Below are 13,735 nucleotides of genomic sequence, written 5' to 3'. Positions count from 1 at the left end.
CGGGCGCCGCGCAGCCCGGCCCACAGCAGCCCCGCCACCGCGGCGGCCGCCACCGGACGGGGCTGGTCCCCCGCGCGCAGCAGCAGCCAGGCCGGACCGGCCAGACCCAGCAGGTCGGTCAGCGCGGCGAGAACCGGCCCGGGCGCCGGCTTCCGCCGGGCCTGCGCCGGGCCGGCCGGGTCGCGCTGAGCCGTCGGGGCCCGCCAGAGTTGCTCCAGGGCCGCCGTGCGATTCCGGGAGGCGGCGGGGCGAGGGCGCGGTGCGCCCCGGAGCCCCACCGGTCCGGACAGATCGGTATCAGGTATTTCGACATGCCCCATGAGCCCCCCAGCCACAGTTGCACCCCCACAAACGGGACGCATCCGTCGATCCCATGGACTGACGGATGCGCCCTCGCCCGGTGCACGATATCCACACACGTGCCATTTCGCTGGAGTTCTCGTGAAGTTCAGACGGCTCGGTCCAGACACCTCCGATCGACTGGAAACATCCGATGTCGCCTGATGGGCAAGGAAAGTGATGGAGTGACAGCCGGGTAAGCGCTTGTGCGGGACCCCCGAAGGGGGCGGGGGCTGCTACGACGTCAGAGTGCGCCCTCCGTGCGCCGCCTGGTGCGCCGGTGGACCAGCACTCCTGCGCCAACGAGCGCCACCGCTGCGAGAGTTACTGACATCACAGTGGCCCCGGTGGCGGCCAGGCTGCCGCCGCCGGACGTGGCGGCGGTCCCGGTGCCGCCCCCGACCCCTCCGCCGACCGTGGAGCCGGAACCCCCGGCCGTACCCGTGGAGCCCCCCGCCGTCCCGGTGGAGCCGCCGGTGGAGTTGGCGTCACCGGTGGTGGAGCCGGCACCCGACTGCGTACCGCTGTCACCGCCTGTCGAGCCGTCACCTCCCGTACTGCCGGAGCCGTTCGAGGCATCACCGGCGCCACCGGTGTCCCCTCCGGTGTCTCCTCCGGAGTCGCCACCCGTGTTCCCGGCCGTGTCCCCGCCCGTGTCTCCTCCGCTGTCGCCGCCGGTCGCCGGGGTGACGGTGAGCGTCACGGCGGCGGTGCGGGTGGTGCCGACGGCGTTGCGGAACTCGGCGCGGTAGCGGTAGCCGTCCTGTGCCGTGCGCGCGGTGAACGTGAGGGCGGGCTCCGTCGCGCCCTCGACGTCCTGCCAGGTCTGCGAGCCGTCGGTGCTGACCTGCCAGCGGACCGTGGGCTCCGGGGCGCCCTCCGCCTCGGCGGTGAGGGTGACCTCCTCGCCCTCCTTCGCCGTGAGGTCCGCGGGTGCGCGGGTCACCAGGGGCGAGACCTGCCGGACCAGCTTGGTGATCTTCCCCTCGGCGGGGCTGGTCACGAAGACGGTGGCGCCGCCCGGTTCGACGGCGAGCGCGGCCGCACCGGCCTGGGAGTGGTTGCCGGGCAGCGACAGGTCCTTCGCGGCCGGGGCGAAGTCCTCGCTGTCGTACACGGTGAGCGTGCCGTTGTTGTCGTTGGCCGGGTCGGAGAGGTCCCCGCCGTCCTGCCAGACGACGTAGGCCCGGCCCGTCGCCGTGTCGAAGGCCGCGTCGCGGGCCAGGTCCGCGCCGACGAGCGTCCTGACCAGGGTGCCCGCGGCGTCGAAGACCAGCACGGACCGGTCGACCCCGACCCACACCGCGCCGGTGGCCGGGTCCGTCACGGCGAATCCGGCCATGCCCGGCCCGCCGGGCAGGTCGAAGGAGCCGCTGAGGGCGAACGACGTGAGGTCCACGCGGTGCAGTTTCCCGCCCGCGAAGTCGGCGTACCAGAGCGCGCCCCGCTCGACGTCGGCGGCGAACCGGTTACCGCCCGGCAGGGTGAGCGTCCGGGTCGCCGTGCCGGTGGCCCGCTCGATCTCGGAGAGCGTCGCGCCCTGGGCGACCAGGACCGTGTCCGGGGTCGTGCCGGGGGCGATGTCGGTGATCGTGGACCCGGCGAGCCAGACGCCGGAGGCCGCCTCGTCGCCCGACGCGGCGCTTCCGACGCCCCGCAGCGGGTAGTTGTAGACGACGCCGTCGCCCGGCAGCGGTCCGGCGATACGCGCGGCGGCCGAGGCCCGCAACTCACCGGTGGAGCCGGGGGCCTGGCTGATCCAGCTCTCGGACGTCCCGTCCTCGGGGTTCAGCACATGCAGCCCGCGCTCGTCGACGTCGGCCGTGTCGGGGAGGTTGTCCGCGCCGACGTACAGCTTCTTCGAGTCGGGGTGCAGCAGCAGGTCCAGCGGCTTGCCGGCCGAGGTGAACTCGGCGACGGACTTGTACGAGACGGTCCCCGGGGGTACGTCGACCCCCTCGCCGCCGTCGCCTTCCCCGGGCTCCTGTCCGGCGAAGGCCACGGGTATGCGGACGTCCTGCGTACGGTCGCCCGCGGCGCGGTGGTCGGCGCGGGTGACGACGGAACAGGACACCTCGGCGCAGTCGAGGCCGTCGCCCTTCTCCGTGATCTCGATCTCCACGTCGAAGGTGCCGCCGGGCCCGAAGGCGGAGGCGAGGTCGCCCTCGTACGGGTCGCCCGGGGGCACGATCCACTGCGAGGTCTTCGAACCGCCGCTCATGTCCGCGCCACCGAGGCAGGGGGAGGGCACGCGGTTGTCCCCGTTGTCCTTGCACAGGGCGACGTAGATGCCGGTGGTGAGGCCGTACCCCTCGCCCTGGACCCGGAGTTTCTGTCCGGCCGGGTCGAGACCGGTGGTGGCCGAGACGGTGAGCCGCTGCCCCTGGGGGCCGGTGGCGGTCTTCGGGGTGCCGGCGTCGGCGCTGACCGCCGCGCCCGCGGGGACCGCCGCGAGCAGCAGGGCGGCGACGGCGGCGGTGCCGGCGCGGCGTCTCAGCCTGCTCTGGCCGCCGGGCGGGGTGCCGGGAGCGGTGCCCGGAGTGGATGTCATGTCATTCCTCGTCAGGACGCGTGGGAGCCCGGCCCCGGCACGAACGGCCGGGACCGGGCGAAGGGATGGGGAACTCTCGTGGTGTTACACGAAGTTGATCGGAGCGTGGACGTCGTACTTGCGGTCGTTGGTGTCGGTGTGGTCGGCGCGGGTCACGATGGCGCACTCGACGGTGTCGCCGCAGACGTTGCCGCCGCCGAGGTCGGCCTTGACGTGTATCTGGACGCTGAAGGTGCCGCCGGCGCCGAAGGGCGAGGTGTTGGGGAGGCCGCCGCCCAGGCTGGAGACCCAGTGCGAGGCGCCGGTGGTGCCGGACTCGTCCTGGCCGCCGAGGCACGGCGAGGGCTTGTTGGCGCCCTGGGCGCCGTCCACCACGCACAGGCTCACGTACACGCCCTGGGCGGTGTTGTAACCGCTGCCGGTGACAGTGATGTTGGCGCCCGAGGCGGCCGCGCTGTCGGGGGCCGTCAGCGACAGGTTGTAGGTGGTGCCTCCGTCGGTGACCGTACGGGTGCCGGTCGCGGCGGCGGCGGGGGAGGCGAAGGTCACGGCCAGCGCGGCGGCGGCGAAGGCGGCCAGGCTCGTACGGGCGACGGTACGGGTGGAGGGAACAGCACTCACGGGATGAGCACCTTTCTCGGCATCGGAACCAGAACCACGGACACCCAGTCGACTTAGGTAAGGCACACCTAAGTCGAGATCTGTTGGGTTGTCAACAAAGTGGAACGGCCCGTACGGAGAGGGGCTACGGAGAAGGGCTATGGAGAGGGGCTACGGAGAAGGGCCGGGCGGTCAGGCCTCGTCGGCCGGCGGCAGGGCCTGCTCGGTCCAGATGGTCTTCCCGGTCGGGGTGTACCGGGTGCCCCACCGCTGGACGAGCTGCGCCACGATGAACAGGCCGCGCCCGCCCTCGTCGTCCTCCGCGCTGTGCCGCAGGTGGGGGGAGGTGTGGCCGGTGTCCGCGACCTCGCACACCAGGGTGCGGTCCCGGATGAGGCGGAGCCCCAGCGGGCCGCCCGCGTACCGGACGGCGTTGGTGACCAGTTCGCTGACGACGAGCTGGGTGGCGAACACGAGCTCCTCCAGGCCCCAGGCCTCCAGCTGCCCGGTGGCGAGTTCGCGGGCGCGGCCCACCGACACCGGCTCGGCGCTCAGCTCCCAGTCGGCGACCCGCTCCGCGTCGAGCTCGCGGGTGCGGACCAGGAGCAGGGCGGTGTCGTCGGGGCTCGTCCCGTCGGGCACCAGCTCGGTCACCGCCCGGTCGCACAGCTCCTCCAGCGACGCGGAACGGTCGCCGAGCACCCGGCCCAGCATGTCGAGGCCATGGCTGATGTCGTGGTCCCGGGCCTCCACCAGGCCGTCGGTGAACAGGGCCAGCAGGCTGCCCACCGGAAGCTCGAACTCCATCGACTCGAACGGCAGCCCGCCGAGGCCCAGCGGCGGTCCGGCGGGCAGGTCCGGGAACGACACCTGACCCCCGGGGTCGACGATCGCCGGCGGCAGATGCCCGGCCCGGGCCATGACGCAACGCCGGGAGACCGGGTCGTAGACCGCGTACAGGCAGGTCGCCCCGGTGGTCACGTCGTACGTCTCGACCGCCCCGCCGTACGCGTCGGGCGGCTCCTCCGCGGGCTGCCCCACCAGGTCGTCCAGCCGGGTCAGCAGCTCGTCGGGGGCCATGTCGAGCTGGGCGAAGGCCCGTACGGAGGTGCGGAGCCGCCCCATGGTGGCGGCGGCCTGGAGGCCGTGCCCGACCACGTCCCCCACGACGAGGCCGACCCGGGTCCCGGACAGCGGGATCACGTCGAACCAGTCGCCGCCGACGCCGGTCACGTCGTCGGCGGGCAGATAGCGGTAGGCGGTCCTGACCGCGGACTGCGGCGGCAGGTGGTGCGGCAGCAGCTGCCGCTGGAGGGCGAGGGAGGCGGTGCGCTCGCGGGTGTAGCGGCGCGCGTTGTCGATGCAGACCGCGGCCCGGGCCGCGAGCTCGTCGGCGAGGGCGACCTCGCCGTTGTCGAAGGTGGTCGCCCGGTCGGGGGCGGGGGGCCGACCGGAGGCGTCGGGAGCGATGCCCCGGTCGAAGGTGACGAGCCCGAGGACGGCACCCCCGGCCCGGAGGGGCACGACCAGGGTGCCCTCGTCGAGCACGAGCCCACCCGAGGAGAGGCTGCGGTGCTGGGGGGATCCGGGCGGATAGACGACGGGCGGATAGGGATCCCGCTCGTCACCGCCGGAAGCCGCGGTGCCGGGTGCGGTCCCGCCCACGCCGTGCGGTCCGGCCTGCTGGGTTTGGGGGGCCGACGGACCAGGGGCCGGGGCGTCCGGGTCGGGGGCCGGCGGGCCTGTGCCCGGGATTCCGGGGTCCGATCGGCCCGGTTCGGTGGAGCCGGGGTCCGGGCGCGCCGGGTCCGGCGAGGTGAGAGGGCTCGTCTTCGGGGGGCTGGACCCCGGGAGGGCGGATTCCGGGACTCCGGGATCCGGCCGGTCCGGTTCGGTGGAGCCGGGGTCCGGGCGTGCCGACTCGGGCGGGGCGGGGTCGGACGAGGCCGAGTCCGGGGGGCCGGGGGCCGATCGGCCCGGGCGTGCCGACTCCGGCCGACTCGGGTCCGGCCGGGCGGGATCCGGCCGGTCCAAGCCGGTGGAGCCCGGGTCCGGGCGCCCCGGCTCGGGCAGGGCGGGGTCCGGGGCGCCCCGGACCGGGAGGGCCGGATCCGGCTGGTTCGGGTCCGGGAGGGCCGGGTCCGGGGTGGCGGTGCCCGGTTCCGAGCGGTCCGCGACCCGGAGCAGGGACATGTCCGCCGTGCTGCCCACCGCCGCCGTCTCCCCGGTCAGCGCGGCCCGCGTGACATCGACCCGTACGGTCGCGGCGAAGTCCGGCACGGCCACCTCGGCGATCTCCTCGGCGGTGGTGGCCACGTCCAGCACCGTGCCGATCCGGCGGCCGGCCTCGACGAGGAGCGTCAGCCGCTCCTGGACCCGGTAGCGGTCGGTGATGTCGAAGGCGTCCTCGCACACGCCGAACACATGCCCGTGCGCGTCCTCCAGCCGGTAGTAGGCGCAGGACCACAGATGGTCCCGCCCCGGATCGCTCGGCGGCTGCCCCCGGAAGTTCAGGTCGAGGATCGGCTCGCCGGTGTCGATCACCTGGTGCATGACGCCGTCGAGCGTCTGCGGATAGCCCGGGGACACGAAGAAGCCGCTGGAGTACAGCTCATCGGCCCGCATACCCCGGAACGCGGCCAGCGGCTGCCCGATCTCCCGTTCGTAAGCGGTGTTGCACCAGGTCAGCCGCAGATCGGTGTCGTAGATCGCCAGCCCGACGGGCGACTGCGTGGCCAGCCCCTGGAGCAGCGCGATCCGGGACTCCCAGTGCCGCAGTTCGCCCACCTCGGCCGCCACCAGGATCCGGTCCGGCGCGCCGGCGCCACGGCCGGCCGGCCCGCCCGGCAGCGGGCAGGTCGCCGTCGCCACCAGCAGCTCCCGGCCGTCCTGGGCGTGGGCCACATGGATCTCGTTGCCGACGAGGGACGGCGGCCCGATGCCGGCGGCGGCCGTTCCGGGTACGTCGGACGGTCCGGCCGCTTCGGCCGGGGGCGTGCCGCCGACCGGGTGCACCGAGAGGAACGCGCTCAGCGGCCGCCCCAGGGCGTCGGCGGGCCCGTAGCCCAGGAGCTCGGCCGCCGCCGGACTCCAGCCGATGACGGTGCTCTCGGCGTCCAGAACCACCGTGGCCGCCCTGGTGATGTCCAGGGGCCCACGGAAATCGGCGCTCTCCGCCGTGTTCGCCGCGCTCACGGCGCGCCCGGCCCGGTTCATTACTCTCAGAATCGGCCCTGGCCGGGACCCGCACAACCGCGGTGCCCCCGGGCGCGGCCCCGGAGACCCGGGGTCAGCGCACCCCGTCGGGCCGGAACTGCACGCTGACGCGCGGCCCGACGGCCCGCGCGGTCTTGGGGATCGCGTGCTCCCAGGTGCGCTGGCAGCTGCCGCCCATGACGATCAGATCGCCGTGGCCGAGCGGCCGGCGGACCGGGGCGGGGCCCGGGCGGCGCGGCCGCAGCGCCAGGTGCCGGGGCGCGCCCAGTGAGAGGATCGCGACCATCGTGTCCTCGCTGCCTCCCCGCCCGATCGTGTCCCCGTGCCAGGCGACCCCGTCCCGCCCGTCACGGTAGAAGCACAGCCCCGCCGTGGTGAACGGTTCGCCCAGCTCGGCGGCGTAATGCTCGCCGAGCTCGGTGCGGGCGGCTTCCAGGGCCGGATGGGGCAGGGGGTCGTGGCGGCCGTAGAAGGCCAGCAGCCGGGGGACCGCCACGACACGCTCGTACATCACGCGCTGCTCGGCCCGCCAGGCGACGTCGCGCACCAGCGTCTCGAACAGGGTGTCCGCTCCCCGGAGCCACTGCGGCAGGACGTCGATCCAGGCGCCGTGGCCGAGATCGGTACGCCGCAGTCCGCTCAGGGGGCGGGTGCCGACCTCGGCCTCCTGATCGAAAAGTGAGCTTTGCAGGTGTACGGCCATAGGGGGAGCGTAACGTTATTCGAGCGTGTGTGCGAATAACTAGGCGGTGACCGGGGTGGGGCCGTCCTTGATCAGATCGGCGCACTTCTCGCCGATCATCATCGTGGTGATGCACGGATTGACCGTCGGCAGGAACGGCATGACCGACGCGTCGGCCACCCGCAGCCCGGTGACGCCCTTGACCCGCAGCTGGGGGTCGAGCGGCGAGTCGGGGTCCTCCGCCGGGCCCATGCGGACGGTTCCGGCCGGGTGGTAGACGGTGTTGTGCGTCTCGCGGATGTAGTCGAACAGCTCTGCGTCCGTGGTCGCGCCGGGCCCCGGAGCCAGCTCGGCCCCCGCCCACGCGGCCATCTCCGGCTGCGCCACGATCTCCCGCGCCAGCCGCAGCCCGTACGTCATCACCCGTACGTCGTGCTCGTCGGTGAAGTAGCGCGGATCGACCCGCGGCTTGTCCCGGAAGTCCCGGGTCCGCAGCCGCACCGTGCCCCGGGACCGGGCGCGGGTGACGTTCGGGGTCAGGCAGAACGCGTTGTCGGAGGTCGGGTAGCCGCGCCGGTAGGTGTTCATGTCGAACGGCACCGAGCCGTAGTGGAACATCAGGTCCGGCCGGTCGAGCCCCCGCTCGGTGTCCGCGAAGATCCCGATCTCCCACCACTGGGTGGACGTGGTGACCATGGGCTGCTTCGCCTCCCACATGATCACGCCCTCCGGGTGGTCCTGGAGGTGCGAGCCGACGCCGGGGGAGTCCACCCGTACGTCGACCCCGGTGTCCCGCAGATGCCCGGCCGGCCCGATGCCCGACAGCATCAGCAGCTTCGGGGAGTCGATCGCCCCGCAGGAGACGATGACCTCGCGCCGCGCGCGCACCGTCCCGCTGTGCACGGTGTCGGGCTCCAGATACTCCACCCCCGTGCACCGCTCGCCGTCGAACAGCAGCCGTTTCGCCTGGAGCCCGGTCCGTACCTCCAGGTTGGGCCGCTTCCCCAGCACCGGGTGCAGATACGACACCGAGGCCGAGGAACGGGTGCCGTCCTCGCGGGCGTTGATCTGGAACCAGTGCGCGCCCCGGATCACGGTGGACCCCGTGTTGAACGGGACGGTGGGGATGCCCGCCGTCGCGCACGCCTCCAGGAGGGCCGTACCGCAGGGGTCGCGCGGCGGTACGGTCCGGATGGTCACCGGACCGGAGCGGCCGTGGTGGTCGCCGGGTGCGTCGTTCGTCTCCAGGCGCTGGTACAGCGGGAAGCAGTCCGCCGCGCTCCACCCCGTACAGCCGAGCGCCGCCCACTCGTCGAGGTCCTCGGCCGGGGCCCAGAAGGCGATGCAGGAGTTGTGCGAGGAGCAGCCGCCGAGCACCTTGGCGCGGGCGTGCCGCATGAAGCTGTTGCCCCGCTCCTGCGGCTCCACCGGATAGTCCCAGTCGTAACCGGACTCCAGCAGCGCCATCCACCGCTCCAGCCGCAGGATGCTGTCGTCCCCGACGTCCGAGGGGCCCGCCTCCAGGACGCAGACGGTGACGGCGGGGTCCTCGGTGAGCCGGGCGGCGATGACGGCACCGGCCGTACCGCCGCCGACGACGACGTAATCGAACGCGGGTACAGGGCCTGCTTCGGGCATCGGGTCTCCAGAATTCAGCCGGCCGGCGGGGACGGGGGAGGAGCGGTGGGGGTGGTGGGGCCGTCGTCCTGGGCCTCGAACCGGTGCTCGGCGAGCACGCCGGTCCGGTGCCGCTGGACGAACCAGTAGTAGGCGAAGCCGCCGAGCGCGACGACGCCGATGAACAGGAACGCGCCCCAGCGCAGATACCAGTGCTGCGGGCCGGTCGCGTTGTAGACCTCGGCGCGCGGCCAGGCCAGGTTGAGCGACATCGCCGTGCCCCAGAGCACGGCGAGCACATTCACGGGCAGTCCCCAGCGGCCCAGCGAGAACGCGCCCTCGCGCGGCTGCCAGTCGCCGCGCAGCCGGCGCACCAGCATCGGCACGGTGACCAGCAGATACGCCACGTAGATCATGATGATCGCGATGCTGGTGATCACCGAGAAGATCTGCGGCTGGTTGATGTTCACGACCAGGATGACGACGCCCACCACCCCGATCAGCACGGCGGGCACCACGGGCGTCTTGAACCGGGGGCTGACCCGGGCCAGCTTCGATCCGGCGGGCAGGTTGTTGTCCCGCGCCATGGCGAACATCAGCCGGATCCCGGCGGCCTGCACGGCCAGCACACAGACCGTGATCGCGACGACCACCGCCCAGAGGAAGATCTCCCCGACGGTCTCGCCGAGCGTCGCCAGCACCACGTACTGCAACCCGCCCGTCGACAGTTCCTCGGCGTGCAGGTCCGGCACCGAGAGCAGCGCGAAGAGCAGGATGAACGCGCCGATCAGGAAAGACGCGATGAGCGCCCGCAGAATGGCGCGGGGCGCGTTGCGGCCCGGGTTGTGCGACTCCTCGCCGAGCGAGGACGCGGTGTCGAAGCCGTACATCACATAGGCGGAGGCCAGCGACGCGGTGAGGAACGCCCCGAAGTAGCCGAGCGACTGGCCGCTGCCCAGCCCGTACGTCTCCGTCAGCGCGGTGCTGGGGCCCCGGGTGATGTGCGCGCCCAGGACGATGATCAGGGCGACGGCGGCGATCAGCTCGATGAAGACGCCCGCGGAGTTGATCCGGGCCATGAGCCGGACGCCGAACGCGTTGACCAGCGTGGAGAACAGGACCAGCACACTGCCCAGCAGGACGGCGTTGGCCGCCTGGTCGTTCTGGCCGCTCCCGTCGCCCACGAACTGGAACCAGTCGTCGATCTGCGGCAGCGTGATCTGGTAGGCGAGCGCCACGGCCGACAGCGTGACCATGGTGGCGGTCATCATCATCCAGCCGCCGAGCCAGCCGACGTGCGGACCGCCCATCTTCTTGGCCCAGTTGTAGACCGAACCGGCCACCGGATAGCGGGCGGCCAGCTCGCAGAAACACAGGGCCACCATCAGCTGCCCGCAGAAGACCATCGGCCAGGACCACCAGTAGGCGGGGCCGCCGAAGGTGACGCCGAAGTAGAACAGCTGGAAGGTGCCAGTCAGGATGGAGATGTAGCTGATCCCGGCGGCGAAGGTGTGGAAGTTGCCGAGCGTGCGCCGCAGTTCGGGCCGGTAGCCCAGCTCGCCGAGCGCGTCGTCGTCATGGCTGCTGTCCGGCACCGCCCGGTCCTCGGGCCCCTTGGTCCGGCTCACTCGAACCACCGCTGCGGGGTGGCGGCGGCATTGCGCCAGATGTGCTTGGCCTCCTGGTACTCGGCGAGCCCGGCGGGCCCCAGCTCACGGCCGAAACCGGACTGTTTCATCCCGCCCCACTCCGCCTGCGGTACGTAGGGGTGGAAGTCGTTGATCCACACGGTGCCGGCCCGCAGCCGCGAGGCCACCCGGTGGGCGCGCCCGCCGTCCTGCGTCCAGACCGCGCCGGCCAGCCCGTACACGGTGTCGTTGGCCAGCCGGACCGCGTCGTCCTCGTCCCGGAACCGCTCGACGGTGAGCACCGGGCCGAACGACTCGTCCTGCACCACGGACATCGAGGTGGCGCACTCGTCCAGCACGGTGGGCGGGTAGTAGAAGCCGTCCGCCAGCGCCGGATCCTCGGGCCGCGCCCCGCCGCAGCGCAGCACCGCGCCCTCGGCGATGCCCTCCGCGACGTACGCCTCGACCTTGTCGCGGTGCGCGGCGGAGATCAGCGGCCCGCTGCGGGCGTCCTCGTCGAACGGCCCGCCGAGCTTGATCCGGCCCGCCCGCGCCACCAGCTCGTCCACGAACCGGTCGTGCAGCTCGTCCTGCACGAGGAGCCGCGCCCCGGCGGAGCAGACCTGCCCCGAGTGCAGGAACACCGCCATCAGGGCGTAGTCGACGGCGGTCTCGAAGTCGGCGTCGGCGAACACGATGTTGGGATTCTTGCCGCCCAGCTCCAGGGCGACCTTCTTCACGGTGGGCGCGGCGGCGGCCATGATGCGCCGCCCGGTGACGAGCCCCCCGGTGAACGACACCAGATCCACCCGCGGGTCCTCGGTCAACGGCGCCCCCACGTCCGCGCCCGCCCCGAGCACCAGATTGGCGACTCCCTCCGGTAGCTCGGCCTCGACGAGGAGCCCCATGAGCAGCACGGCGGTGTGCGGGGTCAGCTCGCTCGGCTTGAGGACGAACGTGTTGCCGGCCCCGAGCGCCGGGGCGACCTTCCAGGCCGTCTGGAGCAGCGGATAGTTCCACGGCGTGATGAGCGCGCACACCCCGACGGGCTCGTACACGATCCGGCTGTCGATGTCCGCGAGCCCGGTGTCGACGACCCGCCCCGCGTCCCCGGCCGCGACGAGGTTGCCGAAGTACCGGAAGCAGTTGGCGATGTCGTCCATGTCGTAGGCGCTCTCGACGAGCCGCTTGCCCGTGTCCAGCGACTCGGCCCGCGCGAAGGCGTCCTTGTTCCGCTCCAGCAGCTCCGCCACCCGCAGCAGCAGCCGCCCCCGCTCGGCGGCGGGCGTCCCCGGCCAGGGGCCCCGGTCGAAGGCGGCCCGGGCGGCGGCGACGGCGGCCTCGGCGTCCCGGGCCCCGCCCTCGTCGACGGTGGCCACCAGTGTGCCGTCGGCCGGACAGCGGATCTCCCGCTTCCGCCCCTCGGCGGCAGCGGTCCACTGCCCATCGATGAACAGCTCCGGCATGGGCTCCTCCTGTACGGGGCCGGGCCGGGCGCCCCGCCGGGCGCGGGTCACGGCGCCCACCGGCTCCCTGCGCGACGACGTCAGCACAGACGGTAAGGAGGGTGGGGCGGGGGCGCACGGCGGGCGCGGCCGACCGGGGGAAGCGGTGACGGGCACGGCTGGGAGCTGCCCACCCGCTTTCGGCACGCTGCCCAACCGTCACGACCCGGTAGGGTTTCCTGCTGGGCAGCGCCGGTTCGCAGGAACCCTGGGGACGAGTGTCTTTCGATGAAGAGTGGGCCGGCCTGAAGGCGGAGGCGCTCGCGCGCCAGCCCGCCGGTATGCAGCTCAATCAGGCAGGCGGATCGGTGTCGACTTCGCCGTGGCCATGGCCGAGAAGCTGCTCGCCGAGGGCGCTCCCGGCCTGCACTGCATCACGCTCAACCGGTCCTCGCCGACCTCCGAGATCCACCGCGCGCTGCTCGGCTCCGCTCTGACGGCCCACGCCTGAGCCCCCACCGCGGCCGGGCCGCCCCCGGCCGCGGTCACTCCTGCTCGATGCCCAGCAGCGCCAGGAACGCGGTGGCCGCCGGGGTGAGGCTCTCGCGGCCCCAGACCACGTACTCGGCCCGGGACGGCGCGTCCGTGACCTCGATCGTGACCAGACCGGCCAGCCCGGCGACGTACGTGGGCGGGAGCAGCGCCACGCCCAGGCCCGCGCCGACCAGCCGGGCCAGGTAGTCCGCGTTGGTCACCTCGAAGGGCACCTCTCGGGTGAGGCCGGCGGCGGTGAACGCCAGATCGGACTGGGCCCGTCCCGCGGTCTTCGCCGGCAGGTCCACGAACACCTCCGACGACAGCCGGCGCAGGTCGACCGAGGTCTCGCCGGCGAGGGGATGGTCCGGGGAGACCACTGCGACCAGCCGCTCCCGGGCCAGCTCCCGCGCCGTGACGCCCTGGGGGCGGGCCGTGACCGGGATGCCGAGGAAGGCCACCTCGATCTCGCCCGACTTCACCTGTTCGACGAGCTCGTTGCTGGCTCCCACACCGAGGCTGATCCGGGCCTTCGGGTGGAGCTGGTGGAACTTCTTGAGGACGGTGGGGATGTCCACTGCGGCGACGGTGGGGATCAGCCCCACCGCCAGGCGCCCGCGCACCTCCCCGACGGCCGCCGCGACTTCGGCGGCGGCTCGCTCCGCCGCGTCCAGGCACTGGCGGGCGACGGGCAGGAAGGCCGCACCCGCCGGAGTGAGCCGCACCCGGCGGCTGGTGCGTTCGAAGAGCCGCGCACCCAGTTCGTTCTCCAGGCGCGCGATCTGGTGGCTGAGCGCGGACTGGACCACCAGACAGCGCTGGGCGGCCCTCGTGAAGTTGTTCGTCTCGGCCACCGCGATCACGTAACGCATCTGCTGGAGCTCCATCGATCCATCGTGATACGAGATCCATCGGGTGACAAGCATGTGTTGGACTGATTGATAGCTCCGGTCCGACACTGGTCAGGAACGCACACGGCAGGAACGCCCTCGGGCCCGTTCCGTCGGACGATCCCCTGATCAGGGCCCCCTCCGGCGTGCCCGGAAGCCGCTCCCGCCGCAGCTCCCTCATCTACCGCACCTGGGCGTAAGCCGCCGAGGCATGCCTTCGCGCGCCCCCGTGC

The 13,735-nt window shown here is 73.0% G+C and carries 8 protein-coding genes and 2 pseudogenes; 1 reads left to right on the top strand and 9 read right to left on the bottom strand.

The window, feature by feature from the left end:
- The 8 genes and pseudogenes from A3Q37_RS04910 to A3Q37_RS04870 form a co-directional block, all read right to left on the bottom strand.
- Nucleotides 1-320 (bottom strand): annotated as a pseudogene (locus A3Q37_RS04910) (sugar transferase); the annotation flags it as partial.
- Nucleotides 321-583: 263 nt separating this feature from the next.
- A complete protein-coding gene (locus A3Q37_RS04905; protein ID WP_065477945.1) occupies nucleotides 584-2,890 on the bottom strand; it encodes a hypothetical protein in 2,307 nt (768 codons plus the stop codon).
- 84 nt (nucleotides 2,891-2,974) lie between these two features.
- Nucleotides 2,975-3,511: a hypothetical protein gene (locus A3Q37_RS04900; protein ID WP_065477942.1), complete on the bottom strand. Its 537-nt coding sequence runs from the start codon at nucleotides 3,509-3,511 to the stop codon at nucleotides 2,975-2,977.
- Between the two features lie 171 nt (nucleotides 3,512-3,682).
- Complete coding sequence (locus A3Q37_RS37645) at nucleotides 3,683-6,685, bottom strand: SpoIIE family protein phosphatase (RefSeq protein WP_079137665.1); 3,003 nt, start codon at nucleotides 6,683-6,685, stop codon at nucleotides 3,683-3,685.
- Between the two features lie 94 nt (nucleotides 6,686-6,779).
- A complete protein-coding gene (locus tag A3Q37_RS04885) occupies nucleotides 6,780-7,409 on the bottom strand; it encodes an alpha-ketoglutarate-dependent dioxygenase AlkB (protein ID WP_065477939.1) in 630 nt (209 codons plus the stop codon).
- A gap of 39 nt (nucleotides 7,410-7,448) precedes the next feature.
- Nucleotides 7,449-9,026, bottom strand: coding sequence for a GMC family oxidoreductase (locus A3Q37_RS04880; protein ID WP_065477936.1), 1,578 nt, complete (start codon nucleotides 9,024-9,026; stop codon nucleotides 7,449-7,451).
- 14 nt (nucleotides 9,027-9,040) lie between these two features.
- Nucleotides 9,041-10,633: an APC family permease gene (locus A3Q37_RS04875; protein ID WP_065477931.1), complete on the bottom strand. Its 1,593-nt coding sequence runs from the start codon at nucleotides 10,631-10,633 to the stop codon at nucleotides 9,041-9,043.
- On the bottom strand, nucleotides 10,630-12,099 hold the full coding sequence (locus A3Q37_RS04870) for an aldehyde dehydrogenase family protein (RefSeq protein ID WP_065478008.1): 1,470 nt from the start codon (nucleotides 12,097-12,099) through the stop codon (nucleotides 10,630-10,632). The genes A3Q37_RS04875 and A3Q37_RS04870 overlap by 4 nt, the downstream gene beginning before the upstream one ends.
- 334 nt (nucleotides 12,100-12,433) lie before the next feature.
- On the opposite strand from A3Q37_RS04870, the pseudogene A3Q37_RS35375 reads away from it, so the two are divergent.
- A pseudogene (locus tag A3Q37_RS35375) lies at nucleotides 12,434-12,589 on the top strand (methylenetetrahydrofolate reductase); the annotation flags it as partial.
- A 34-nt stretch (nucleotides 12,590-12,623) separates the two neighbouring features.
- On the opposite strand, the gene A3Q37_RS04865 reads toward A3Q37_RS35375, so the two are convergent.
- Nucleotides 12,624-13,499, bottom strand: coding sequence for a LysR family transcriptional regulator (locus tag A3Q37_RS04865; RefSeq protein ID WP_065477928.1), 876 nt, complete (start codon nucleotides 13,497-13,499; stop codon nucleotides 12,624-12,626).
- Nucleotides 13,500-13,735 lie beyond the last annotated feature (236 nt).

The sequence above is a fragment of the Streptomyces sp. PTY087I2 genome, assembly GCF_001687325.1.
In the GTDB taxonomy this organism is placed as follows: domain Bacteria; phylum Actinomycetota; class Actinomycetes; order Streptomycetales; family Streptomycetaceae; genus Streptomyces.
The sequence above is the reverse complement of the archived record's forward strand: the minus strand, read 5'-3'. Positions and strand labels throughout refer to the sequence as shown.

Bases quoted from the DNA above. Each gene is read 5' to 3' on its own strand.
- A3Q37_RS04905 (WP_065477945.1), bottom strand. From the start codon at position 2,890: ATGACATCCACTCCGGGCACCGCTCCCGGCACCCCGCCCGGCGGCCAG.
- A3Q37_RS04885 (WP_065477939.1), bottom strand. From the start codon at position 7,409: ATGGCCGTACACCTGCAAAGCTCACTTTTCGATCAGGAGGCCGAGGTC.
- A3Q37_RS04880 (WP_065477936.1), bottom strand. From the start codon at position 9,026: ATGCCCGAAGCAGGCCCTGTACCCGCGTTCGATTACGTCGTCGTCGGC.
- A3Q37_RS04870 (WP_065478008.1), bottom strand. From the start codon at position 12,099: ATGCCGGAGCTGTTCATCGATGGGCAGTGGACCGCTGCCGCCGAGGGG.
- A3Q37_RS04865 (WP_065477928.1), bottom strand. From the start codon at position 13,499: ATGGAGCTCCAGCAGATGCGTTACGTGATCGCGGTGGCCGAGACGAAC.